Annotated in this window: 13 protein-coding genes; 5 read left to right on the top strand and 8 right to left on the bottom strand. The window is 63.6% G+C overall.

What is annotated here, in order from left to right; translation table 11 throughout:
- Window positions 1-50: 50 nt before the first annotated feature.
- The gene (locus HU811_RS11340) at window positions 51-896 is read right to left on the bottom strand and encodes a type 1 glutamine amidotransferase domain-containing protein (RefSeq protein WP_186655900.1); all 846 of its coding nucleotides are present in this window, start codon (window positions 894-896) and stop codon (window positions 51-53) included.
- Window positions 897-999: 103 nt separating this feature from the next.
- Here HU811_RS11340 and HU811_RS11335 point away from each other — a divergent pair, with 103 nt between their 5' ends.
- Entirely contained in the window at window positions 1,000-1,944 is a 945-nt protein-coding gene (locus tag HU811_RS11335) for a LysR family transcriptional regulator (RefSeq protein ID WP_186655899.1), read from the top strand.
- Window positions 1,945-2,000: 56 nt separating this feature from the next.
- Here HU811_RS11335 and HU811_RS11330 read toward each other — a convergent pair whose 3' ends face one another.
- The 5 genes from HU811_RS11330 to HU811_RS11310 all read right to left on the bottom strand — a co-directional run bounded on the left by HU811_RS11330 (window position 2,001) and on the right by HU811_RS11310 (window position 6,589).
- Complete coding sequence (locus tag HU811_RS11330) at window positions 2,001-2,228, bottom strand: MbtH family protein (protein WP_186655898.1); 228 nt, start codon at window positions 2,226-2,228, stop codon at window positions 2,001-2,003.
- 84 nt (window positions 2,229-2,312) lie between these two features.
- Window positions 2,313-3,725, bottom strand: coding sequence for an aspartate aminotransferase family protein (locus HU811_RS11325; protein ID WP_186655897.1), 1,413 nt, complete (start codon window positions 3,723-3,725; stop codon window positions 2,313-2,315).
- A gap of 97 nt (window positions 3,726-3,822) precedes the next feature.
- Entirely contained in the window at window positions 3,823-4,344 is a 522-nt protein-coding gene (locus HU811_RS11320; protein WP_186655895.1) for a GNAT family N-acetyltransferase, read from the bottom strand.
- Window positions 4,345-4,580: 236 nt separating this feature from the next.
- The gene (locus HU811_RS11315) at window positions 4,581-5,912 is read right to left on the bottom strand and encodes an ATP-binding protein (RefSeq protein WP_092401806.1); all 1,332 of its coding nucleotides are present in this window, start codon (window positions 5,910-5,912) and stop codon (window positions 4,581-4,583) included.
- A complete protein-coding gene (locus tag HU811_RS11310; RefSeq protein WP_092401809.1) occupies window positions 5,909-6,589 on the bottom strand; it encodes a response regulator in 681 nt (226 codons plus the stop codon). Before HU811_RS11310 ends, HU811_RS11315 begins: the two co-directional genes overlap by 4 nt.
- Before the next feature lie 175 nt (window positions 6,590-6,764).
- Here HU811_RS11310 and dsbD point away from each other — a divergent pair, with 175 nt between their 5' ends.
- Genes dsbD through dsbG form a run of 3 tightly spaced genes read left to right on the top strand, consistent with a single transcriptional unit; the run spans window position 6,765 to window position 10,104 of the window.
- On the top strand, window positions 6,765-8,492 hold the full coding sequence (gene dsbD / locus HU811_RS11305) for a protein-disulfide reductase DsbD (RefSeq protein WP_186655893.1): 1,728 nt from the start codon (window positions 6,765-6,767) through the stop codon (window positions 8,490-8,492).
- Window positions 8,492-9,361 (top strand): TlpA family protein disulfide reductase, encoded by an 870-nt coding sequence (locus HU811_RS11300; RefSeq protein WP_186655892.1) that lies wholly within the window; start codon window positions 8,492-8,494, stop codon window positions 9,359-9,361. The genes dsbD and HU811_RS11300 overlap by 1 nt, the downstream gene beginning before the upstream one ends.
- Window positions 9,337-10,104: a thiol:disulfide interchange protein DsbG gene (dsbG, locus tag HU811_RS11295; RefSeq protein ID WP_092458992.1), complete on the top strand. Its 768-nt coding sequence runs from the start codon at window positions 9,337-9,339 to the stop codon at window positions 10,102-10,104. Before HU811_RS11300 ends, dsbG begins: the two co-directional genes overlap by 25 nt.
- 122 nt (window positions 10,105-10,226) lie before the next feature.
- On the opposite strand, the gene HU811_RS11290 is transcribed toward dsbG, so the two are convergent.
- Window positions 10,227-11,033 carry an alpha/beta fold hydrolase gene (locus HU811_RS11290; RefSeq protein WP_186655890.1) on the bottom strand — a complete coding sequence of 269 codons (807 nt, stop codon included), beginning with the start codon at window positions 11,031-11,033 and terminating at the stop codon, window positions 10,227-10,229.
- A gap of 198 nt (window positions 11,034-11,231) precedes the next feature.
- Window positions 11,232-24,218, bottom strand: coding sequence for a non-ribosomal peptide synthetase (locus HU811_RS11285; RefSeq protein WP_186655889.1), 12,987 nt, complete (start codon window positions 24,216-24,218; stop codon window positions 11,232-11,234).
- Between the two features lie 325 nt (window positions 24,219-24,543).
- Here HU811_RS11285 and HU811_RS11280 point away from each other — a divergent pair, with 325 nt between their 5' ends.
- A complete protein-coding gene (locus HU811_RS11280; protein WP_092401827.1) occupies window positions 24,544-25,092 on the top strand; it encodes an RNA polymerase factor sigma-70 in 549 nt (182 codons plus the stop codon).
- Window positions 25,093-25,144 lie beyond the last annotated feature (52 nt).

The raw sequence follows: 25,144 nt of genomic DNA, 5'->3' as shown, positions 1-25,144 counted from the left end.
CCGCTATCGCGAGCAGGCTCGCCCCCACAAGGGATTTGTGGTGCTGCTGGCTACTGCGCCAGACGCTCAACCAACGCCTGCCCCACCGCCAGCGCCGAGGCCGGATTCTGGCCGGTGATCAACTCCCGATCCGTCACCACATGGGACGTCCACGGCGAGGTGTTGCTGCTGTATTGCCCACCGGCCTGCTCCAGCGCGGTTTGTGGATAGAACTTCATGCTCCCGCCGCCCAGCAGCCCCTTGGCCAACTCTTCTTCCTGATTGCTGATCACCGTCATCTTGTACCCGGCATAGATCCAGTCGGCCTTGGCCGAGGCCTGGCCTTTGGTAGCCAACTGGCCAACGAAGCCCTTGGCATCAGGCAGGGTCGACAGCAACGCGATCGGCCCGTGGCAGACCAGCGCGGTGGTCTTGCCCTTGTCATGGAAGTGCGTCAACACCCGCCCCAGCGGTGCGCTCGTGAGCAAATCCTGCATGGGCGCATGCCCGCCGGGAATGTACAGGGCATCGAACTGTTCCAGACCGATCTGCTCGACACGGGCCAGGCTGATCACCGGTGAGTCCTTGGCCGAAGTGATGTTCAGTTGAGTCAGCAACGCCTGGTAGCGCTCCAGCTCCGCCGGGTCATTGTTGAAGTACATCTTGTCCACCGAGGACCGGTCCAGCGTCGGCGCCCTGCCCTCCGGGGTGGCGAACGTCACGTGGTGACCGGCATCCAGCAACAGCTTCACCGGTTGCAGCAATTCGTTGAGGTAAAACCCGGTGGAGAAGACCTTGCCCTTGTTCAGATCCAGATGATCGGAATCCGACAGGACCACCAGCACGTTATCGGCATGGGCCGCGACGCCAATACCCGCCAGAACAACAGACGTTGCCAAGGTCGTGAGCTTTTTCATGATGACTCCAGGATGTTTCGATAAAAGATGCGCTCACTGTATTGATGCGCTCACCGGCGATAAACTGGCGCACCGGAACATCACTTGGCCCCTGGAGGCAACAATGGCCCGTCGATTCGATTATCTGGCCGACGTGGAAGCCTTCGTCACGGTCGTGGAAAAAGGCACGCTCAGCGCCGCAGCCGTGGCGCTGGGCACCACGCCTTCGGTCCTGAGCCGCGCCATCTCCCGCCTCGAAGCCCGGCTCGGGGTGCAACTGTTGCGACGCACGACCCGGCGGCTGAACCTGACCGATGCCGGCACGTTGTACCTGGAACAGTCGCGCTCGGCCTTTGCCCTGATTGACGACGCCGAGCGGCGAATCCAGGGCCAGGACGGTGTCTTGACCGGTCGCGTGCGCTTGAGCGTGCCGACCACCTACGGTCATTACCGCCTGCCATCGCTGCTGTCGCGTTTCGCCGAGGCTTACCCGCAAGTTCGGGTCGAGCTGAGTATCACCAACCGCAATGTCGATTTGGTGGCCGAGGGGTATGACCTGGCGATCCGCCTTGGGCCGCTGCCGGACAGCGGCCTGGTCGGACGCAAGCTCGAGGACGCCCGCCTTTGCCTGGTGGCCGCGCCGCATTACCTGGAGCGCGCCGGAATACCCCGGCACGTCGATGAACTGGCTGCCCACGCCTGCCTGCCTTTCGTGATGCCCAGCAGCGGACGCATCGCACCCTGGCTGTTTCGCGACAATCATGAAGACCGGGAATGGCTGCCGGCGGGCAATGTGCAGGTGTCCGATGATGTATTGGGCATCGTGTCCCTGGCACAGGCCGGGATGGGAATCTGCCAGACCTATGAATTCATTGTCCGGGAGCGAATCGAGCGCGGGGAACTGGTGGCTTTGCTGGAGGACTTTGCCGGGCGCAGTCGACCATTTTCAATCATCTACCCGCCCCATCGGCAATTGCCGGCGGCGGCACGGGCGCTGATTGATTTTATGGCGAGAGCGGACGCCATCTGTAGGAGCGAGCCTGCTCGCGATAGCATCACCTTGGCCTGACTGACAGACCCAGTTGCCTGCATCGCGAGCGGGCTCGCTCCCGCAACGTCCCAGGCCTAGTGCGTCAATGCCGCCTGCTCGTCCATTTTCTTGCGCAGGCTCAGCGGGCGCATGTCGGTCCAGACTTCTTCGATGTAAGCCAGGCACTCCTTCTTGAAGCCGCTTTTACCGACGGTACGCCAACCCTCGGGGATGGCCTTGTAGTCTGGCCAGATCGAATATTGCTCTTCGTGGTTGACCACGACCTGAAAGACGATGTCCTCGCGGTCGAATACTGAAGTCATGGGTGTCTCTCCATCTTTGCTCGAGGTTCGCTGCGTCACATGCGCAGCCAGGATATGAAAGGAACGTACGGGGTCGGGTGAAAATTAGCTGTCTGTGACCGCCGCATGCAGGGCTCGCCCGAAAATCTCGGCGACCCGGTCGATTTCGGCCCGGGTGATGATCAACGGTGGCAGGAACCGCACCACGCCGCCCTGGCGACCGCCCAGCTCCAGGATCAGCCCGCGCTTGAGGCATTCGCGTTGCAGCCGTGGCGCCAGCTGTGCATGCACCGGCGGATGGCCCAGGGCGTCCGGCTTGCCCGCCGGGTCCACCAACTCGACACCGAGCATCAGCCCGCGACCACGGATATCGCCCAATTGCGGGAAGTCCCGCTGCAGGATGTGCAGGTGCTCACTCAGGCGTTCGCCCATGGCGGCGGCATGGGTCGGCAGGTCGTGTTCACGCAGGTAGCGCATTACCGCGGAACCGGCGGCCATGGCCATCTGATTGCCACGGAAGGTCCCGGCGTGAGCACCCGGCAACCAGGTGTCGAGCCAGTCGCGGTAAACCACTACCGCCAGCGGCAGGCTGCCGCCAATGGCCTTGGACAACACCACCACGTCCGGGATGATCCCGGCATGCTCGAAGGCAAACATTTTGCCGGTGCGGCCGAAGCCGCTCTGGATTTCGTCGACGATCAACGCCACCCCTGCCTGCTCGGTGATCCGCCGCAAGCCGCGCAGCCAGTCCAGGTCGGCGGGTATGACTCCACCCTCGCCCTGCACCACTTCGACGATGACCGCCGCCGGCAATTGCACGCCGGCCTCCGGGTCGTTCAACAGGTTTTCCAGGTAATGCAGGTTGGCCCTCACGCCCTCGACACCGCCCAGCCCGAACGGACAGCGGTAATTGTAGGGGTACGGCATGAACTGCACGCCGCTGCTGAGCAAGGCGCCCAAGGGTTTCTTCGGCCCCAGGCTGCCCATCAGGCTCAGCGCGCCCTGACTCATACCGTGATAACCGCCCTGGAACGACAGCACGGTGCTGCGTCCGGTGGCGGTGCGCACCAGCTTGAGGGCGGCTTCCACCGCGTCGGTACCGGTGGGGCCGCAGAACTGAATCTTCGCCTCGGCGGCCAGCTCCACCGGCAACAGGCCGAACAGGTCCTGGACGAAGCGATCCTTGACCGGCGTGGTCAGGTCCAGGGTATGCAACGGCAACTCGTCGGCCAGCACCTTCTGGATCGCGTCGATCACCACCGGGTGGTTATGCCCCAGCGCCAGCGTGCCGGCGCCGGCCAGGCAATCGATGAAGGTGCGGCCCTCGACATCCTCGACATACAACCCCTTGGCGCGCTTGAGAGCCAGGGGGATGCGCCGTGGATAGCTGCGGGCATTGGACTCCTGCCGACTCTGGCGAGCCAGCAGCGGCGACTCATTGAACTGGTAGAGCGTCTCGGCCGGCACGGGGCTGACCCGGGCCAGCTGTGCTTCGATAAGGCTGTTGGCGACTGACATCTCTCGACCCCGCAGTACGTAGTGACCCAAAACGACACACCGGGCAGGTGCGCATCCGGTCGGGGCGCACATGCAGGTTTCCTGTTGTGGAAACGCATCAGCCGCGGGGGGATTTACTCGCGGGCAGCACTTTCTCCTGCGACGCGATCAGTGGCTTGTGCATCGCAATGGCCTTGACCCCGCCAATAGCGAAGGCGTCAGCGCTTTGCTCGAACCCCAGGTGTCGATAGAACGCCTGGCTGCTACGGGTGCTGTTGAGGCGCACCCGGGCCACCCCCCGCCCGCGCAGCCAGGCCTCGATGTCCCGCACCAGCGCCTGGCCGACACCGCGGCGGAAGGACTCCGGCTGTACGTAGCAGAAGGCGATCCGGCCACTGGCCGAGGCCATGGCGACACCCGCCGGCCGTCCCTGCAAACGGGCCACGGTCAGACGCAAGCGTGGGTCGACCAGCCAGGGGCGGATATGCGCGAGGGTGTTGTTGCGTACCCAGGCGGCGACGACAGTGGGATCGTTGCGGTGTTCGGCAGCACACCCGACCCGGATGGAGCGTTCGGCGATCCGGCTGATGATGCCGGCATCGCTGGGGGTGGCGGTGCAGATTTCGATGAAGGTGTCCATGGCGCGGTTTTCCTCAGTCCTTGAGTCAAGCTGAGAAAAACATAGACCCGGATGAGGCCGCGGCGCCAATGACAGGTCGTTACAGCAGATGTACAACGACCTCCCGCTGGGTGCGCCCGTAGGAGCTGACGAGTGCAACGAGGCTGCGATCTTGTCCCAGACAGTTAAATCTCAAGTGCAAGATCAAGATCAAGATCAAGATCAAAAGATCAAAAGATCGCAGGCTTCGCCAGCTCCTACACAGCGGTTGCCTGCACCGGCATCGTCAATTCAACCCGCAATCCGTCCGCACGGCTGTCGAAATGCAGACCGCAACCGCAGCGCTGGACGATGGCCTGGACGATCGCCAACCCCAGTCCGCAGCCGGTGCTCTGGCCGTTGCGCCAGAAGCGCTGGGTCAGGTGCTGGATATCGTCGGCGGCGATGCCCGGGCCGTGGTCGCGAACCTGGAAACGCACGCGCTGGCCGATCATTTCCAGGCGCAGCTCCACATCGGTGTCATCCGGGGTATGTCGCAGCGCATTGTCCAGCAAATTGCGCAAAGCAGCGATGGAAAGCACTGCCGGCATTTGCACCGGCGCGTCGGACAGCTCGGCCGGCACGTGCAGCTTGATTCGCCGGGGTTCGCCACTGGCCGCATCCTGGATTGCCAGCCGCGCCACCTGCTCGGCGTTGCATTGCACGCCATCGTCGAACGACAGGCTGCCTTCGACCCGGGCCAGCAACAACAATTGTTCGAGGGTGCGGTGCAAGCGGTCGGCGCCCTCCTCGGCCCGGGCCAGGGACTGATCGCGGGCGACGCCTTCAGTCATGCGCGCCACTTGCAGGTGAGTCTTGATGGCCGTCAAGGGGCTGCGCAGTTCATGGGCGGCATCGCCGGTCAGCCGGCGTTCGCGCTCAATGGTCTTGCCGATACGCTGGAACAGCTGGTTCTGGGTCTCCAGCAACGGCCGCAGTTCACTGGGCAGCGGATGGATCTGCAAAGGTTCCAGGGAGTCGGCATTGCGTCGCATCAACGCATCGCGCATGCGATTGAGCGGTGCCAGGCCCTGACCGATGCCCAACCACAACAGGCACAGGCAGCCCAGCAGCGCCACGCCGACCGGCACCGAGGCCGCCAACAGTACCGACATGTTCAAGGCTTCGCGTTCAATCTGACGGTCGGCGGTGGTGATGCGCAAATCACCTCGGGCCAGGGTAAAACTGCGCCAGGGCGCGCCGTCGATCATCTGGTCATGAAAGCCCAGTTTCTCGGCCTCCAGGGTTTGGTCAGGAGTGCCATGGCTGCGAGCCAGGATCTCCCCCCGCAAGGAGCTGACCTGGCAGGCCATGCCCCCCGGAATGCTCACGTGCTCGGTTCTCAGGTGCGTGCCTTCTCCCTTGCTGGGCAATGGCGGCATCTGCTCCAGCAGCCCGGCAACCATCCGCGCCGAAGCCACCAACCGCTGGTCGAGGGAGAACATCATCTGGTTGCGCAGATCGCTGAGCATCCACGCCGCCGCCAGGGCCCAGATCAGGGCAAAGGCCGCGCCGAGGGTCAGGCTCAGGCGCAATCGCAGGCTCATCACTTGGAAGATACCCCGTCGTCGGCCGGCCCTAGCCGATAACCCAGCCCACGGACTGTCTCGACAATGCCATTGCCGAGTTTGCGCCGCAGGTGATGGATATGGACGTTGAGGGCGTTGCTTTCCAGTTCGTCATTGAACCCGTAGACGCTGTCCTTGAGTTGCTCGGTAGACAAGACCCGACCGCGGCTGTGCAACAGCGCCTGCAGCAATGACTGCTCACGCCGGGAAAGGTCCACCGGCTGTCCGCCGAGGGTGGTTTCGCGGCTACTGGGGTCGTAAGTCAAACGACCGTGCTCGATCAGATTGACACTGCGCCCTGCCACGCGTCGCAGCAAGGTATGCAGGCGCGCCGCGAGTTCACGCAGATCGAAGGGCTTGAGCAAATAGTCATCGGCCCCGGCCTGCAAACCGTCGACCCGGTCGGTCACCGAGTCCCGGGCGGTGAGGATCAGCACCGGTATCTCCAGTCCTTGCTGGCGCAATTGGCGCAACAATTTGAGGCCGTCCTCGTCAGGCAGGCCCAGGTCCAGCACCATGACGTCGAACCGGGCCACCCCCACCATCGCCCGCGCCGCCGACGCCGTGGCGACGTGCTCGACGGTCAGGCCCTGGGCCGTGAGCCCGGCGACAATCCCGCTGGCGATCAACTCATCGTCTTCGCAGACCAGTACGTGCATGGTAAGCCCCGTGGAAAAAGGTACATTAGGCCGCCGGCCGATTAAGCCGACATTATGCGACGAGTACGGCAAACATGGGCGATCATTGCTGCCTGCCGATTGTCGCCGGGTTAATCGACGGTTAATCGCCATTCGCCATCGTGCATTCCACTTGCTCCGTTCTAAGGCTTTATCCATGCGTCGATTGTTTTTGCTGTGGCTGCTCCTGATCTCGGGCCTGGCCCAGGCCGCCAATCCCTTCGAGACCAAAACCGATTTCCTGCCGGTGGAAAAGGCCTTCGTGTTTACCTCCGAACGCCTGGACTCCGGTGAAACCCAGTTGTTCTGGCAGATTGCCGACGGCTACTACCTGTATCAGCAGCGACTCAAATTCGACGGTCTTGCCGAGGCGCAAAAGCCGCAACTGCCGGAAGGTGAAGCCCACAGCGACGAGTTTTTCGGCGATCAACAGGTTTATCGCCAGGCGCTGGAGCTGAAAATCCCCGCCGGCGCCACCGGCAAGATCAAGGTCGGCTTCCAAGGTTGCGCCGACGCGGGCTTGTGCTATCCGCCCCAGACCCAGGTGGTGGACCTGGGTGGCACTGCACCAGCGGTTGCCAGTGGTGAGGCGCCGGACCAGGCCCTGGCCAGCGGCCTGCAGCAACGGGCCTTGGGCTGGAGCCTGCTGGTGTTCTTTGGCCTGGGCCTGTTGCTGGCGTTTACGCCGTGCTCGCTGCCCATGCTGCCGATCCTGGCCGGGGTGGTGGTGGGCAGCGGTGCCAGCCCTCGGCGTGGATTGGCATTGGCCATCAGCTACGTGATCAGCATGGCTCTGGTGTATGCCGCCATGGGCGTACTCGCCGCGCTGTTGGGGGCCAACCTTCAGGCGCTGCTGCAGCAACCGTGGCTGCTGGGCACTTTCGCGGCGATCTTCGTGGTGTTGGCGCTGCCGATGTTCGGTTTCTTCGAGTTGCAGTTGCCGGCGGCCCTGCGCGACCGCCTGGAAAGTGCCGGACGCCAGCGCCGCGGCGGCAGTCTGGTGGGCGCCGGCATTCTCGGAGCGCTGTCCGGCCTGTTGGTCGGCCCGTGCATGACCGCCCCGCTGGCCGGTGCGCTGCTGTACATCGCCCAAAGTGGCAATGCGTTGCACGGCGGGCTGATCCTGTTCGCCATGGGCGTCGGCATTGGTCTGCCGCTGTTGCTATTGGTGACCGTGGGCAATCGTTTCCTGCCCAAACCCGGCGCCTGGATGAATGTGCTCAAGGGCGTGTTCGGCTTTCTGTTCCTGGGCACCGCGATCCTCATGATCCGCCCGGTCATCGACGGCTCGCTGTGGATCGGTCTGTGGGGCGTGCTGCTGCTGATTGCCGCCTATAGCGCCTGGCGGCAGACCGAAGGCTTCGGTCGCACAGCCTATGTATGCGGCAGTGCGTCGCTGCTGTTCGGCCTGTGGGGCAGCCTGCTGGTGATCGGCGCGGCGGGCGGCGGCGATGATTTCTTCCAGCCCCTGAAGGTCTATGCCGGCACCTCGGAAAGCTCGGCCGCCACCGCCCATGATGCCTTTATCACGGTCAGCGAGCCTGCCGCCCTGCAACGGGAACTGGATGCGGCCAAGGCCCAGGGCCAATGGGTCCTGCTGGACTACTACGCCGACTGGTGCGTGTCCTGCAAGATCATGGAAAAACAGGTGTTTGGCCGCGCCGAAGTGCTGGATGCCTTGAAAGACGTACGCCTGGTGCGTGTCGATGTCACCGCCGACAATGCCGCCAGTCGCGAACTGCTGGGCCGCTATCAAGTGCCGGGGCCACCGAGCCTGCTGTGGATTGGCGCCGACGGTCAAGAGCGACGCAGCCAGCGGATCACCGGGGAAGTCAATGCCAAGGAATTCCTGGAGCGTTGGAACATGACTCGGAACGCGCGCTGATGCTGACGTTTACCCTGGGCACTTTTGCCATTGCGCTTAACCATCTATTGCTGATCAGCGCGCTGGCATTGGCGACCGTGGTGGGCTGGCGAGTAGCCAAGCGCGGTGGCGAAAACCCTGAATCGGTGCTGTTCGTGCTGTTTTTGCTGGGGCTTCTGGCCGCACGGATCGGCTTCGTCGGCGCCTACTGGAACCATTACCAGGATGACCTGTGGCAGATCGTCGACCTGCGCGACGGTGGTTTCCTGGCCTGGCCGGGGATTGTCGCGCTGGTGATTGGCGCGTTGCTGTGGAGCCGGCACCGACCGGCCTTGCGCCGGCCGTTGGCTTTCGGCGTTGGCAGCGGCCTGTTGTTCTGGCTGGTGGCGACGATGTCGTTGACGATCTATGAACAAGGCACCCGACTGCCGGAAATCAATCTGCGTAACGCCAACGGCGAGACGGTGAAACTCACCGATTATCAGGGTCGGCCCCTGGTGATCAACCTCTGGGCCACCTGGTGCCCGCCCTGCCGGCGCGAAATGCCCGTGCTGGAAGAAGCCCAGCAGCAACGCCCGGACCTGACGTTCCTGTTCGTCAACCAGGCCGAAAGCATGCAAAGCGTCAGCACTTATCTCGCCACCCAGGGCTTGAGCCTGGACAACGTGCTGTTTGATGGCAGCGGTCGCCTCGGTCAAGCCGTCGGTTCCATGGCGCTGCCAACAACCTTGTTCTACAGCGCCGATGGTCGCCTGCTGGACAGTCACTTGGGCGAATTGTCAGATGCGAGCCTGGCCCGCGCCCTGGAGAACTTCGAAACGCCGGATTCAACATCGGCTCCCTACTCCGCCACAAGGAAACCCTCATGCCCCGCCTCCGCCACTTGCTGACCCTGGCCGTCGCCGCCACGCTGTCGCAGGCACCGCTGCTGCACGCCGAAGAACTGCCCGCGGCCATCAAGAAAATCGAAGCCAAGGGCGCGAAAATCGTCGGCACGTTCGAGGCGCCGGACGGATTGCGCGGTTACGCGGCGCAATACCAGAACCGTGGGATGGCGCTGTACCTGACACCCGATGGCCAGCATGTCTTGCTGGGCAACCTGTACGACGCCGACGGCAAGGACCTGAGCGCCGAGCCACTGCAAAAGCTGGTCTATGCGCCAATGGCCAAGGCTATCTGGGGAAAGATGGAAACGAGCAACTGGATCGCCGACGGCAGCAAGGACGCGCCGCGCACCGTCTATCTGTTCAGTGACCCGAACTGCCCGTACTGCAACATGTTCTGGGAACAGGCACGGCCATGGGTCAAAGCCGGCAAAGTGCAGTTGCGCCACATCATGGTGGGCATCATCCGTGAAGACAGCCCAGGAAAATCCGCCGCATTGCTGGCGGCCAAAGACCCTGAGAAAGCCTTGGAAACCCACGAGAAGGCCGGCAAGGGCAGCGCGCTCAAACCCCTCAAAAACATACCACCGGCCATCCAGGCAAAACTGGACGCCAACCTGCAATTGATGGAGGAGCTGGAACTGTCCGCCACCCCAGCGATTTTCTACCTGGATGACAAGGGCGAACTGCAACAGCAGCAAGGCGCACCCTCGCCGGATAAGCTGGTGAAGATTCTCGGGCCGAAGTGACATCGACCCAGAGGGCCTCATCGCGAGCAGGCTCGCTCCCACAGGGGGTGTGTGGCGACGACAAAAACAGCGTCAGGCACAGATCATAATGTGGGAGCGAGCCTGCTCGCGATGGCGGCGGGTCAGCGTCGCAAAAACTCCAGCAAGGCCCGGGTGACGAATTCCGGGTTTTCCAGATTGGAGATGTGCCCCGCCTCCGGAATCAGCACATGCGGGCAGCCGATCAGCTCAGCCATTTCCAGCGCCTCGGACGGTGGTCGCGGCTTGTCCTGGTCGCCGCACATCACCAGCGTGCGCCGGGCGTCGAGCTCAGGCAGGCGCGGCAGGATATCGTCGCGACCGAAAATGATCCGTCCCAGCGGTACGATGCTGTCGCGCAAGCGCTCGGTCGGCAATGCGGCCAGTGTGGCGCGGAACTGCTGGTAGAGCGCTGACTGCGGATCGATGCCTGGCCGGAAGAAGATCGGTACGATGATGTCCAGCAACGGTTCGGGGACGCTGCCGCTGGCTTCGATCTTGTCGAACAGCGAGAAGTAATACTGGCGGGTCGGTTCCGGCTCGACGCCCACGTAGGTGTCCATCAGCACCAGCGCCTCGAGCCGCTTGGGCGCCATCAGCGCCAACCGTGCGCCCCACATCCCACCGACGGAAAGCCCCACCAGGCTGAAACAATCGATATCCAGATGATCCATCAACGCCAATGCCTGACGAGCCAGGTCGTCCAGAGAGGTCATGCCCTCAGGCAAACGCCCGGACTGGCCGTGGCCCCACAAATCCAGGGCGATCACCCGGTAATGTCGGGACAATGCCTCGATCTGCGGTGCCCACATGGTGTGATCCCACAGGTAGCTGCTGCCCAGCAGCACCACCGGCCCCTGGCCTTGGTCCAGGTAGTGAAGTGATTGCCCATCAAGGGTTGCAAAAGGCATTGATGACCTCCTTGTTTTGAATGGAGAAAAAGCCTTGGGAGACTGAGCCGTACAGGGCGAGGCGTCAACCTTGGGCTTTGCGGTGTTAGTCATGCCGCCATCGCGAGCAGGCTCGCTCCCACAGGGGATTTGCGTCGATCACAAATCCATTGTGAGAGCGAGCCTGCTCGCGATGGGGCCTCTATAGACGCCGCAGAACTACAATCCTTCCAATTGCGCCATCAAATCATTCAACCGATCCACCTTCTCCTCGGTGATTTCGCTCGCCGCCAGCCCATCGATGTATTCGGCCAGTTCCTGCACCGTGCTGCACTCGAACATCGCCCGCAGCGGCACATTGCGTTGCAGGGCCTTTTGCACCCGCGAGGCGATTTGCGTCGCCAGTAACGAATGGCCGCCCAGTTCGAAGAAATTGTCTCGCACACCCACCCGCTCGACCTTGAGCACCTGGGCCCAGATGTCCGCCAAGGTCTGCTCCAGTGCATTACCTGGTGCCTGGTAGTCCTGGTTTTGCAACTGGCCGATTTCCAGGGCCGGCAAGGCCTTGCGGTCAAGCTTTCCGTTGGCGTTGAGGGGTAAGCGCTCAAGCCACAGCCAGTGCAGCGGCACCATGTATTCCGGAAGTTCGGCGCGTAGGCGCTGCTTGATGCGTTCCAGGCGTTCGGTCGGCTTCAGTGCCGAATCGGCGGCGACCAGATAACCCACCAGATGCTTGCCATTGGCGCCTTCCTGCACCCCCACCGCCCCATCGCGCACCTCGGGCTGTTCATGCAACCGCGCTTCGATTTCCCCCAGCTCGATGCGGTAACCACGAATCTTCACCTGATGATCGATGCGTCCGACGTACTCCAGCACGCCGTCACGACGCCGCCGCGCCAGGTCGCCAGTGCGGTACAAGCGCTCCCCTGGCGCGCCCAACGGGTTGGGCACAAACACCGGGGCCGTGCGCAATGGGTCACTGACGTAACCGCGCCCTACCCCAGTGCCCGCCACGCACAACTCGCCCACAGCACCCAGCGGCACCAGGTCCAGCGCACCATCGAGCACGTACAAACGGTTGTTGTCGGTGGGCGTACCAATCGGCAGGTAGCTGCCACGGGTCGAGGCCATGTCGACCCGGAAGAACGCCACGTCATCGGAGCATTCCGCCGGGCCGTAGGCGTTTACCAGGCCAATGCCCGGGTAGCGCAACAACCATTGATGGGCCAGCTCCGGCGGCATCGCTTCACCAGTGGGCAGCATCCAGCGCAGGCCGTCCAGGCCGATGCGTTCCTGGGCGAGCATGCCCTGGATCAATGACGGCACGCTTTCCAGCACCGTGATTGCCTGGCGTTGCACATGCTCGAGCAGCCCTTGCGGGTCATGGGCGATCACGTTGGGCACGATGTCCACCCGGGCGCCGAACAACGGCGCGGCGAGGAACTGCCACACAGAAATGTCGAAACTCTGGGAGGCGGTCTGGGCGATCACGTCCGTCTCGCTCAAGGCCAGGTACGGCACCTTGCTGAGCTGATTGTTGAGCATGCCGCGTTGTTCCACCATGACGCCTTTGGGCAACCCGGTGGAGCCCGAGGTGTAGATCACGTACGCCTGGTTGTCCGGGCCGCTGTAAATGCCGGGGTTGTGCTGCGAAACATCGCTGGCCTGGACGCTTTCCCACACCAGCAACTTCGGCCGCCCGGAGCAGGCGAACTCGTCCAGCAGCGCCAGCGCCTGGGCATGACAGGCCTGGGTGCAGACCAGCAACGGCGTGCGGCTCAGCTCAATGATGCGGCTCAGACGCTGACTCGGCAGGCCCGGGTCCAGCGGCAGGTAACCGGCACCGGCCTTGAAGCTGCCGATGATCATGCCCAGCAGGTCCAGGTCACGCTCGGCCAGCAACGCCACCGGTTGGTCGAGGCCGACGCCGGACGCGATCAAGGCATGGCCGAGGCGGTTGCTCCGTGCATTCAACTCGGCGTAGCTGTACGTCCTGTCCAGGCAGGTGGCCGCCACCCGTTGCGGATGGGCCGCGACCTGGGCCTCGAACAGCTCGACGTAACTTTGCTCCAGCGCATAGGCACGCTCGCTCTGATTGCAGCCTTCGATCAGGAAGTCCTGCTCCTCGGCGCCAATCAGCGGCAGCTCGGCCATGTCCCCGTGGAAGCCTTCCATCAGCGCCAGCAGCAAGCGCTTGAACTCACCCAGCAAGCCCTGAACAGTGGATTCATCGAAGTAGCGCTGGTCGTAGGACAGATGCAGCCCCAGGTCATCCCCCGGATAGCAGACCGCCGTGAGCGGGAAGTTGGTGTGGGTGCGGCCCGAGTCCGAGGTGGCGTTGAGGCTTTGGGCGCGATCCAGTACCGACACTTCCACCGGCGCGTTCTCAAACACGAACAGACTGTCGAACAACGGTTGCCCCTTGGGCAGCTCGCTGACGTCCTGGATGCTCACCAACGGCAGGTATTCGTACTCGCGCAGCTGCATGTTGCTGTCGAGCAACTCACTGAGCCATTGGCGCACACTGCAACGCTGATGATCGTCGGGCATCCGCACACGCAAGGCGATGCTGTTGATGAACAGGCCGACGGTGCGTTGCATTTGCGGCAGTTCCACCGGGCGCCCGGCTACGGTGACGCCGAAGAGCACGTCCCGTTCGCCGCTCACCCGCCGCAGCACCAGCGCCCACGCGGCCTGAGCGAAGGTGTTGACCGTCAGTTGATGAGCCTGGGCCAGTTCCCGCAGCCGCGCACCGTCGCGGGCCTCGAGGCGGGTGTAGCAGTCACCGACCATCATGCCGCCGCTGTCACCGGCGTGTTCACGCAGCAACGGCCGGTCGGTGGGGATCGGCGTGGTCCGTTCGAAACCTTGCAGGTTACGCGTCCACCACTGCCGCGCTTCGGCCAGGCTCTGGTGTTGTAACCAGCCGATGTAGTCGCGATAACGCGGCGGCTCGGCCAGTCGCGGTTCGCGGTGTTCGCCAAGGGCCGTGTAGATCTCGAAGAAATCCTCCATCAGCAACGAACGGCACCAGGCATCGATCAGGATGTGATGGTTGCTCATCATGAACCAGTAACGCGCCGCGCTCACCCGGATCAGGCGCAAGTGGAACGGGGCCTGGTTCAATAGATCGAAACCGGCCTCGCGCTCGCTTTTGAGCAATGCCTGGAGTTTGGCTTCCTGCTCGTCCTGGGGGACTTCACACCAATCGAGATAATCCACTGGCGTGCTGCCGGGCTTGTGGATGATTTGCAGCATGTCTTCGCCGACGTTCCAGCAGAAGGACGCGCGCAAGGCTTCATGACGGGCGATGACCGCCTGCCAGGCCTGGGCGAAACGTTGCGGGTCCAGTTCGCTGTTGATGCGGTAGCGATCCTGCATGTAGTACAGGCCCGTGCCCGGCTCCAGCAATGTGTGCAGCAGCATGCCCTCCTGCATCGGCGTCAGCGGGTAGACGTCTTCGATCTGCGCGGCCGGCACCGGCAGGCTGTCGAGTTGGGCCTGGGTCAGTTTCGCCAAGGGGAAGTCCGAGGGCGTCAAGCCGCCCGCCGCGTCCGTCAAGCAATGTTCGATCAGGCCCAGCAGCTCCTCGAGGTAAGCATCGGCCAACGCCACGATGGTCTGGCGCTCGTGCCGCTCGGCGCTGAACGTCCAGCGCAGCACCAGCTCACCGCCACTGACCTGACTGTCGACACTCAGCTCGTTGGGCAGCGGCGCGTCGGGGTCGTGGATCGCGCCCAACGCCGCGTCCAGCGGCTGGAACAGCGCGTCGTGACCCAGGGTCTGATCGAGCTGCCCCAGGTAGTTGAAGGTGATCGGCGCTTGCGGCAGGCCGGCCATCGCCTGGCGCGTCGCGGCATCAGCCAGGTAGCGCAGCACGCCGTAACCGAGACCCTTGTGGGGCACCGCGCGCAGTTGTTCCTTGATGGCCTTGATCGAGGTGCCGAAGTCTTCACCCGACGGGCTCAGGCGCAGCGGATAAACGCTGGTGAACCAACCCACCGTACGAGTCAGGTCGATGTCATCGAACAGCGCCTCGCGGCCGTGTCCTTCGAGCTGGATCAGTGCCGACTCGTGGCCGCTCCAGCGACACAGCACCCGGGCCAGGGCAGTGAGCAGCAGGTCGTTGACCTGGGTGCGGTAGGCACGCGGTGCCTGTTGCAACAGTTGCCCGGTGCGCTCGGCGTCCAGGCGCACGCTGACGGTCTGGGCGTGACGCTCCTCACGCCCGCCGTCAGGATGGGCGCAGGGCAGCGCCACTTCCGGGCCGCTCAACCGCGCTTGCCACCAGCCCAGTTCCTCGCGCAGGGACTCGCTGCCGGCGTAGGCCTGCAAGCGCGCGGCCCAATCCCGGAACGGGCTGGTCTTGGCCGGCAGGTCTGCGGTATGCCCGGCGCTGATCTGGCGGTAGAGCGTTTGCAGGTCATCCATCAACACCCGCCACGACACGCCATCAACGACCAGATGATGGATCACGATCAGCAGACGTTGGCGGCCATCGGGTAGCTGCGCCAGCACAGCGCGCAGCAAAGGCCCGCTCGACAGATTCAGACTGCGCTGCGTCTGGGCAAACAGCGTTTCACAGGCCTGCTCACTCTCCACGTCCACCTGCCGCAACAGCGTCGCGTCGAACAATGGTCGGTGCTCGGCGCGCCAATGCCCGGCCATTTCGGCAAAACCCAGGCGCAACGCATCGTGCTGTTGGAAAACGCTGCGCAGTGCCTGTTCCAGCACGGGGGGTTGCAGGGTAATGGCCGGCTCCAGCAACAACGCCTGGTTCCAGTGATGACGGTTGGCAATCCTGCTCTCGAAGAACCAATGCTGGATCGGCGTCAACGCCGACTCACCGGCGAGCAGCCCCTGCTCGGCGCTCACTGGCTGACTGTGGCTGGCCACACCGGCCAGGGCCTGCACGGTCTGGTGCTGGAACAGGTCGCGGGGCGTGAAATGAATGCCCTGTTGCCGGGCACGGCTGACGACTTGGATGGACAGGATCGAGTCGCCACCCAGCTCGAAGAAGTTGTCGTTCAGGCCGACCTGCTTCACGTTCAGTACATCGCACCAGATCGCCGCCAGGGTCTGCTCCAAGGCACTGCTCGGGGCCAGGTAATGTTGGCGATTGAGTTCAGGATCCGGCATCGGCAAGGCACGCCGGTCGAGCTTGCCATTGGCGGTCAGCGGCATGCTCGCCAGCAGGATCAGGTGGCTGGGCACCATGTAATCCGGCAGTTGGGCCTTGAGGTGATTTTTCAGCGCTTCGCGCAGGGCCGCTTGTTGCTCGGTGTCCTGTTCGGCGACGTCGGTTACCAGGTAGCCGGCCAGTTGCTTGCCCCCTGGCCTATCGAGCGCCAATACCACCGCCTCGCGCACGGCGTCATGTTCCAGCAGGCGGGTTTCGATTTCCCCCAGTTCGATGCGGAAACCGCGGATCTTCACCTGATGGTCAATCCGTCCCAAATACTCCACCTGACCATCGACGCGCTGGCGCACCAGGTCACCGGTGCGGTACAGCCGTCCGCCATTGACGGCAAACGGATCGGCGACAAAGCGCTCGGCGGTCATGCCCGGACGCTGGTGATAGCCCTGGGCCAATCCCGCACCGCCGACGTACAACTCCCCGGTGGCGCCTTGGGGCACCAGAGCCAGGTCGGCATCGAGGATATAGGCCACCCGAGCGCCGATCACGCTGCCAATCGGCACACTCGCCGCGCCCTCTTCCAGTTGTTCAGGGGCCAGGCTCGCCAGTGGCATGACCACGGTTTCGGTCGGGCCATAGGCGTTGAAGAGCAGGCTCGGCTGGAACGCCGCCCGGATACGCTGCAAATGCTCGCCGGTCAGGGCTTCGCCACCGGTGATGCACATGCGCACCGGCAGGGTTTGTCCCTGGGTCGCCAGCCATTGCGCCAACTGGCTGCCGTAGCTGGGGGTAAAACCGAGGATGTTGATACGGTGCTCGCGAATCAGCCCGCAGATTTGCTCGGCGTCCCACTGCCCTTGCGCACGCAGCACCACCTGGGCACCGCTGAGCAGCGGCACCAGCAGGCGCTCGGTGGCGGCGTCGAAGTTGATGGAATAGAAATGCAGTTCGCAATCGTCCGGGCGCATGCCGAAACGCTGAATCACCGCCTGACAGTGCATGGCGATTTCACCGTGGGACACCACCACGCCCTTGGGCTTGCCGGTGGAGCCTGAGGTGTAGATCAAGTAGGCCTGATGCTGCGGCAGGTTGATCAGCGGTGGTGCCTGGTCCGAATAGCCGGCCAGGGCCGCGCTGTCGTCCTCCAGGCACCAGCCCTCTACACCGGCCGGCAATGGGCCCAAGGCCTGGAACATCGCCCGGTCGCTGAGCAGCAAACCCAGGCCACTGTCTTCGATCATGTAATGCAAACGGTCCAGCGGGTATTCCGGGTCCAGCGGCACGTAGGCGCCGCCGGCCTTGAGGATCGCTAACAGGCCGACGACCATCTCCAGCGACCGCTCCAGCGCCAGGCCCACCCGCACCTGCGGCCCGACACCGCGCTCGCGCAACATCCAGGCCAGGCGGTTGGCGCGGCATTCGAGTTCGGCGTAGCTCAGGGTTTGCCCGGCAAAGGTCAGGGCCGGTGCGTCGGCGCGGGCCAGGGCCTGTTCGCTGAACAGTTGCTGGATGCACTGATCCAGGCGGTGTTCACCGGGTTCAACGCCGAGGCTGTCGAGCATCTGTTGCTGCTCGCGGGCATCGAGCAACGGCAACTCGCTCAGCCGTTGGGTCGGATCGGCCAGCAGTGCCTCCAGCAGATTGCGCCAGTGCCCGGCCATGCGGGCGATGCGCGGTTCGTCGAACAGGTCGGTGCTGTAGGTCAGGCAGCAACCCAGGCGATGGTCCAGGTCCGTGACTTCCAGATTCAGGTCGAACTTGGTGGCCCGGGCGTCGTTGGCCAGGTATTCGACGCTCATCCCGGCCAGCGTGCGGCTCTGCTGGAACTCCCAGCGCTGCACATTGCACATCACCTGGAACAGCGGGTTGTATGCGGCACTGCGCGGTGGTTGCAGGGCTTCGACCAGATGATCGAAGGGCAAATCCTGATGGGACTGGCCTTCGATCACCGTATGACGCACCTGCTCGAACAACTCGCCGACTGACATCTGCCCGTCGAGCTGGCAGCGCAGCACCTGAGTATTGAGGAATGCACCGATCAACCCTTCGCTTTCCGGACGAATGCGGTTGGCCACCGGTGCGCCGATGCGCAGGTCGGTCTGGCCGCTGTAGCGGTAGAGCAGCACGGCCAGGGCGGCGGTCATGGTCATGAACAGGGTCAAGCCCTGTTGCGCGTTGAAGGTGCGGACCCGGGCGGCGAGGTCATCACTGAGGTCGAAGCGGAACAATTCGCCGCGATGGCTTTGCACCGGCGGACGCGGACGATCGCCCGGCAATTCGAGCAACGGGTGTTCGCGTCCCAGTTGCGCAGTCCAGTAGTCCAGTTGCCGTTGGCGCTCGCCAGACTCCAGCCACTGGCGCTGCCAGACGCTGTAGTCCAGATACTGCACCGGCAACGGTTCCAGTGGCGATTCGCGGTCGTCGATAAAGGCCTCGTACAGCGCACTCAGCTCGCGGGCAAAAATATCCATTGCCCAGCCTTCGGTGACGATGTGGTGCAGAGTCAGCACCAGGTAATGTTCCTGCTCGGCGGTCTTGACCAGACAGACCCGCAGCAGTGGCCCGATTTCCAGGTCGAAGGGTTTGTGCGCTTCGCTGTCGGCCAGTTGCTGCACCTGCTGTTGGCGAATATCGGCGGCGAGCATCGAGAAATCTTGCCAGTCCATGCGCAGGCCGGTAGCGGCGTGCACCTGTTGCCGGGGTACGCCGTCGACGCTGGGGAAGGTAGTGCGCAGGGTTTCATGGCGCAGGACCAACGCCTGCAACGCTGCTTCGAAACGCCCAACATCCAGCACCCCGCGCAACCGCGCCATGCCGCCGACGTTGTAGGCCGGGCTGTCGGGCTCCATCTGCCAGAGGAACCACATGCGCTGTTGGGAATAAGACAACGCCACCGGTTGGCTGCGATCGACTTTCTCGATCGGCGGTTGCCGGTTGGTCTGGCCGCTGGCCTTTATCAGGCGCACCTGTTCGGCGAACGCACCCAGCTCACTGGCCTCGAACAAGGTACGCAACGGCAGCTCGACGTCACAGACCTGGCGGGTGCGGGAAATGATCTGGGTCGCCAGCAGCGAATGGCCGCCCAAGGCAAAAAAGTCGTCCCGCAGACCGATGCGGTCGCGCCCCAGCACGTCGCGCCAGATGCCAGCGACCTGTTGCTCAAGGGCACTGACCGGCTCGACGTGTTCACGCAGTTGCCATTGCGGTTCGGGCAAGGCACGACGGTCGAGTTTGCCGCTGGGGCTCAGGGGCATGGCGTCCAGGCGCAGCAATTGCGCGGGCACCATGTAGTCCGGCAGTTCGGCGGCCAGGGCGGCGTGGAGTCGGGCGTTTTCGAGGTCCTGATCATGCGTAACATCGCAAACGGTGTAATAGCCGATCAGTTGCGGGCCGGCCGAGGTCTCGCGTACCAACACCGCCACTTGGGCCACGCCGTCCTGGGCCAGCAGCCGCGCTTCGATTTCCTGCGGCTCGACCCGAAAGCCGCGCAGCTTGACCTGCTGGTCGAGACGGCCAAGGTATTCGATCACGCCATCGGCGCTCCAGCGCGCCCGGTCACCGGTGCGATACAGCCGCGTGCCCGCCACGCCCAGCGGGTCGGCGATAAAACGCTCGGCGCTCAAACCCGGACGCCCGAGGTAACCCCGCGCCAACCCCAGGCCGCCGATACACAATTCACCCGGCACACCGGCGGGCACGGGGTTGAGTTCACTGTCGAGCACACGGCACAACACATTGCCCAGCGGCCGGCCGATGGGCGAGCGCTCGCCGTCGGCGACGCTGCAATGCCAGTGGGTGACGTTGATGGCGGTTTCGGTCGGGCCATAACGGTTGTGCAATTGCGCCGACGGCAGTTGCGCCAGCACGCGGTTGCGCAGTTCGGCGGGCAACGCTTCACCCCCGCAGAATACCCGGCGCAGGCTGGTGCAGCGGGCGCTCAGGGGTTCGTCGATAAACAGGCTGAGCAGCGGCGGCACAAAGTGCAGCGTGGTCACGCCAAATTGTTGGACCAACTGCGCGATGCGGTGCGGGTCACGGTGTTCGCCAGGGCCGGCCAACACCAATTGGCAGCCGGTGATCAGCGGCCAGAAGCATTCCCACACCGACACATCGAAGCTGATCGGCGCTTTTTGCATCAGCACATCGGACTCATCCAGGGCGTAAGTGGCCTGCATCCATTGCAGGCGCGCGGCCAAAGCCGCGTGGGTGTTGCCGACGCCTTTAGGCTGGCCGGTGGAGCCGGAGGTGTAAATCACGTAAGCCAGGTGATCACCGTGCAGGTGCAGGCCCGGCGGATTGCTCGGCCATTGCTCCAAATGCAAGGCGTCCATGGCAATGACGCTGACGCCCTCGCAGAGGGGCAAGCGTTCAAGCAACGCGGTTTGGGTCAGCAACAGATCGACGCCGCTGTCCTTGAGCATATAGGCCAGGCGCTCGGCCGGGTAATCGGCATCCAGCGGCACGTAGGCGCCACCGGCCTTGAGGATCGCCAGCACACCGATGAGCAACTGCGGCGAACGCTCGGCGGCAATCGCCACGCACACGTCCGGGCCGACACCTTTGTCGCGCAGGTAATGGGCCAGGCGATTGGCCTGAGTGTGCAGCTCGGCGTAATCCAGGCGGCCATCGTCCCACCGCAGCGCAGTGCGTTGCGGCGTAAGCCGGGCCTGTTCGTTCAACAGCTCCGGCAGCCACTGTGTGGCCGGCGCGCAGGGCGCCGCGCTCCACTGCTGCTGTTGCGCATGCTCATCAACGCTCAGCAACGGCACATCGCCGATGGCGTGTTGCGGATTAGCGCAGACGGCGCGCAGCAGGTTGCACAAATGCCCGGCCAACCGCGCGATGGTCGCGGCCTCGAACAGTTCGTCGGCGTAGTCGAATGAGAGTGTCAGCCGTCCGTTGCGATCCTCCTCGCTATGCAGCTGCAAGTCGAACTTGGCTTCGCGGCTGTGCCAGGGCAGTTCGTCGGCCAACAGCCCCGGCAAACGACGCAAGGCGCTCAGGTCGCGCTGCTGATGGTTGAACATCACCTGGAACAGACCTTGTTCGCGAACCTGGGGGAACGCTTCGAGCAGTTGTTCGAACGGCAGGTCCTGATGGGCCTGGGCACCCAACGTAGTCTCCCGGGCCTGGGCCAGCAACGCGGCGAACGACTGGCGCGGATCGACCTGAGCGCGCAGCACCTGGGTATTGATGAAAAAGCCGATCAGCCCTTGGGTCTCCAGGCGCGGACGGTTAGCGTTGGGCACGCCGATGCGGATGTCAGACTGGCCGGTGTAACGCTGCAACAGCGCTTGGAAGGCGGCCAGCAGCAGCATGAACAAGGTGGCGTCGTGGGCTTGGGCCACTTGGCGCAAGGCAGCACCGAGGTCTTTGTCCAGACGCAGACTATGGCGTGCGGCGCTGCGCCGATGCTGAGCGCTGCGGGGATGGTCCGTGCCCAGGGCCAGGCTCGGATGTTCGTCGCCCAGTTGCTGTTTCCAGTAGGCCAGTTGCCGCTCGGCCTCCCCTTGAGCCAACCACTGGCGCTGCCAACTGCCGTAGTCGGCGTACTGCAACGGCAACGGCGCCAGGGCGGCGACCTGCCCTTGGCATGCAGCCGCGTATAACCGCGAGAACTCATCGATCAGCACGTTCATCGACCAGCCGTCAGCAATGATGTGGTGCAGCGTGACCAGCAACTGATGATCAGCCTCATCGAGGCGCAGCAAAGTGACGCGCCACAGTGGGCCCTTCTGCAAATCGAACGGCATTGTGGCTTCATCGTCTCGAACCTGGCGCGCCCGGACTTCGCGCTGGTCGGCGGGCAGGTCGCTGAGGTCGATCACTCGCAGTTCGAGTTCAGCGGCCGGGTCGATCTGTTGCAGAGCGACACCCTCGCGCTCCAAAAATCGTGTGCGCAGGGCTTCGTGGCGTTCGAGCAGTTGCTGGAAACTGCAGCGCAACGCCTCCTCGTTCAACTCACCACGCAGGTGCAAGCCGCCGGGGATGTTGTAGGCGTGGCTCGCCGGATCCAGCTGCCAGGTGATCCACATCCGATTCTGGGCGAGGGATTGCGGCAACGCTTCGTGGCGCGGCAACGGGCTGATCACGCCTTGGGCCTCGCCACCTGCCAACTGCTGATTCGCCACCGCTGCCGTGAACGCTGCGAGGGTCGGCGCTTCGAACAACACGCGCAGATTCAGCGCCAGCCCCAGCCTTTCTTGCAGCCGCGCGGCCACTTGAGTGGCGGCGATGGAGTTACCGCCCAACAGGAAGAAATGATCGTCGCCCTGGACGTGTTCAATCTGCAACTGCTCGCACCAGACTTGGCCGATCAATGTTTGCAACGGCGATGACGAGCGAGCATCTGGGCTTGCTTCAACCTCGACTGACGGGAACAGCGCATAACTGTCGAGACTGCCGTCGGCCAATCGGGTCCGACAGGCCGAGCGTTGCAACTTGCCGCTGGAGGTCTTGGGCAACGCGCCCGGATTGAGCAGCACCACCACGCTCGGCGCTTGCTGACAGGCTTCGGCCACCGCCTGGCGAATGGCTTTGATCAACGCTTCGGGTGGCAGGATCTTCTGCACGCTGCGGCTGATTTCCGCCGCGATGCCGATGCCCTCCTCGCCGCCATTGTTGACCGCGAACGCCGCCACCCGGCCTTTGCGCACCACCTCCACTTCCCGCTCGACGGTTTGCTCGATGTCCTGGGGGTAGAGGTTATGACCGCGCACGATCAGCAGGTCCTTCAGGCGGCCGGTAATGAACAGCTCACCGTCACGCAGGAAACCCAAGTCGCCGGTGCGCAGCCAGGTGCGGCCAGCGTGCTGGACGAATGTCTTGGCGCTGGCCTCAGGGTTTCGCCAGTAGCCATGGGCAATGCTCGGCCCGCAGGCCCAGACTTCGCCGACCCGGTTGTCGGTCAGCGGCTGCAACGTGTTGGGCTCGACGATCAGCACCGCATGTCCAGGCTGACTCACGCCGCAACTCATCACCGTGCTGCCCTGCCCTGGCTCGGCACGGTTGTGCGCCAGGGCCGTGTCGTCCATCCGCAACGCCGGGATGCCTTGACTGCGCGGTGTGCCCGCGACGAACAACGTGGCTTCGGCCAGGCCATAGGACGCCATGAAACTGTCCGGCGTGAAGCCGCACGGCGCGAATTTCTCGGCAAAGCGTTCCAGGCTGTCGAGACGGATCGGCTCGGAGCCTGAATAAGCCACGCGCCAGCCGCTCAGGTCGAGGCGCTTGAGCGCCGATTCACTGACCCGCTCGCTGCACAGCCGATAGGCGAAGTCCGGGCCGCCGCTGATGGTGCCACCGTATTCACTGATCGCCTCCAGCCAGCGCAATGGCCGGGCCAGAAAGTACGCGGGCGACATCAGCACACAGGGCACACCGCTGAAAACTGGCTGCAACAGGCCACCGATCAGGCCCATGTCGTGGTACAGCGGCAGCCAGCTGACGATCACGTCGTCAGGGTTCAGATCGATGCCGAAACCGTGGCGGATCAATAATTCGTTGGCCACCAGGTTGCCATGGCTCACTTGCACACCCTTGGGCAACGCGGTGGAGCCGGAGGTGTATTGCAGGAAAGCAATGTCATGGTCCTGCAGATTCGGTTGCAGCCATTGCCCGGCTTGGGCCGGATCAAGGGTATCGACGCACAGCACGGGAGGGGCTGACTCGATGGCTTGCAGCGGCTCGCGCAGATCGCTGCGGGTGAGCAGCAGGCGCGGCTCGGCATCGGCAATGATCGACAGCAGGCGTTCCTGGTGGTGGCGTCGGGCGGACTCCGGCGGGTAGGCCGGCACGGCGATCACACCCGCGTAAAGGCAGCCAAAAAACGCCGCGACGTAGTCCGGGCCACTGGGAAACAGCAGTACCGCACGGTCGCCGAACGCCGCTTCGGCCTGCAAGGCGGCGGCGATCGTCCGGGCACGCAGGTCCAGGTCGCGATAACTCAGTACAACACTTTGCTCCGGGGCGTCGGCAAGGAAGCGCAAGGCCACACGGTCCGGCGACAACGCGGCGCGGCGCTGAAGGGCATGAGCCAGGGTGCTGGGGAGTTCGAACGCGTCGGTCATGAGGTTTCCTGCCTGAAATTCGGCTTGCTAGTGGTATCTGGTGGCCTGCGGAATGCGGTGCGGCATCGGGACTGCCGCCCGAAACCTTCATCCCTGAGAACGGATACCGTCGGCAAATAATTAGTCAGCAACCTCTTGTTCCAGACCCGCTGACAGGCAGAACACCGTGGCAACGGGTCGCAGTTCTCGCGCTGGACTTTTCAGCATCAATAATTCTTCTTCTCAATTGACAATCATTATCATTCAGCCTAATTTGTCGCTCGATATGCAGGACGAGTCGGACAGATCCGTCGTCCTGCTAACTTTTTGCAGCAAGGTGAATTCCATGACGGAACAAGTATCCACAAGCAGGTGCGACTCACCGTTACTTCAGGCATTCGTGGATAACCGGATGATCCTGGTCAAGATCGCAGCACGAATCACCGGTTGCCGGTCCCGGGCAGAAGACGTGGTGCAGGATGCGTTTTTCCGGCTGCAATCGGCGCCTCAGATCACCTCGTCCTTCAAGGCTCAGCTCAGCTACCTGTTTCAGATCGTGCGCAACCTGGCGATCGACCATTACCGCAAGCAGGCGCTGGAACAGAAATACTCGGGGCCGGAAGAGGAAGGGTTGAATGTGGTGATCCAGGGGGCTTCGCCAGAAACGTCACACATCAATTTCTCGACGCTGGAGCACATCGCCGACGCGCTCACTGAACTGCCCAGCCGCACCCGTTATGCCTTCGAGATGTACCGCCTGCACGGTGTGCCACAGAAGGATATCGCCAAGGAGCTGGGGGTCTCGCCGACCCTGGTGAACTTCATGATCCGAGATGCTCTGGTGCATTGCCGCAAGGTGTCAGGGATTCGTGGGGATACATTCGCCCGGCGGTGATTTTGCAGTGATTTTTCGGGCCCCATCGCGGGCAAGCCTTGCTCCCACAGGA

This window comes from Pseudomonas tehranensis, assembly GCF_014268615.1.
Taxonomy (GTDB): domain Bacteria; phylum Pseudomonadota; class Gammaproteobacteria; order Pseudomonadales; family Pseudomonadaceae; genus Aquipseudomonas; species Aquipseudomonas tehranensis.
This window is presented reverse-complemented; position numbering and strand designations above follow the sequence as displayed.

Bases quoted from the DNA above. Each gene is read 5' to 3' on its own strand.
- HU811_RS11330 (WP_186655898.1), bottom strand. From the start codon at position 2,228: ATGACTTCAGTATTCGACCGCGAGGACATCGTCTTTCAGGTCGTGGTC.
- HU811_RS11300 (WP_186655892.1), top strand. From the start codon at position 8,492: ATGCTGACGTTTACCCTGGGCACTTTTGCCATTGCGCTTAACCATCTA.
- HU811_RS11320 (WP_186655895.1), bottom strand. From the start codon at position 4,344: ATGGACACCTTCATCGAAATCTGCACCGCCACCCCCAGCGATGCCGGC.
- HU811_RS11335 (WP_186655899.1), top strand. From the start codon at position 1,000: ATGGCCCGTCGATTCGATTATCTGGCCGACGTGGAAGCCTTCGTCACG.
- HU811_RS11285 (WP_186655889.1), bottom strand. From the start codon at position 24,218: ATGACCGACGCGTTCGAACTCCCCAGCACCCTGGCTCATGCCCTTCAG.
- HU811_RS11290 (WP_186655890.1), bottom strand. From the start codon at position 11,033: ATGCCTTTTGCAACCCTTGATGGGCAATCACTTCACTACCTGGACCAA.
- dsbD (WP_186655893.1), top strand. From the start codon at position 6,765: ATGCGTCGATTGTTTTTGCTGTGGCTGCTCCTGATCTCGGGCCTGGCC.
- HU811_RS11280 (WP_092401827.1), top strand. From the start codon at position 24,544: ATGACGGAACAAGTATCCACAAGCAGGTGCGACTCACCGTTACTTCAG.
- dsbG (WP_092458992.1), top strand. From the start codon at position 9,337: ATGCCCCGCCTCCGCCACTTGCTGACCCTGGCCGTCGCCGCCACGCTG.
- HU811_RS11325 (WP_186655897.1), bottom strand. From the start codon at position 3,725: ATGTCAGTCGCCAACAGCCTTATCGAAGCACAGCTGGCCCGGGTCAGC.
- HU811_RS11310 (WP_092401809.1), bottom strand. From the start codon at position 6,589: ATGCACGTACTGGTCTGCGAAGACGATGAGTTGATCGCCAGCGGGATT.
- HU811_RS11340 (WP_186655900.1), bottom strand. From the start codon at position 896: ATGAAAAAGCTCACGACCTTGGCAACGTCTGTTGTTCTGGCGGGTATT.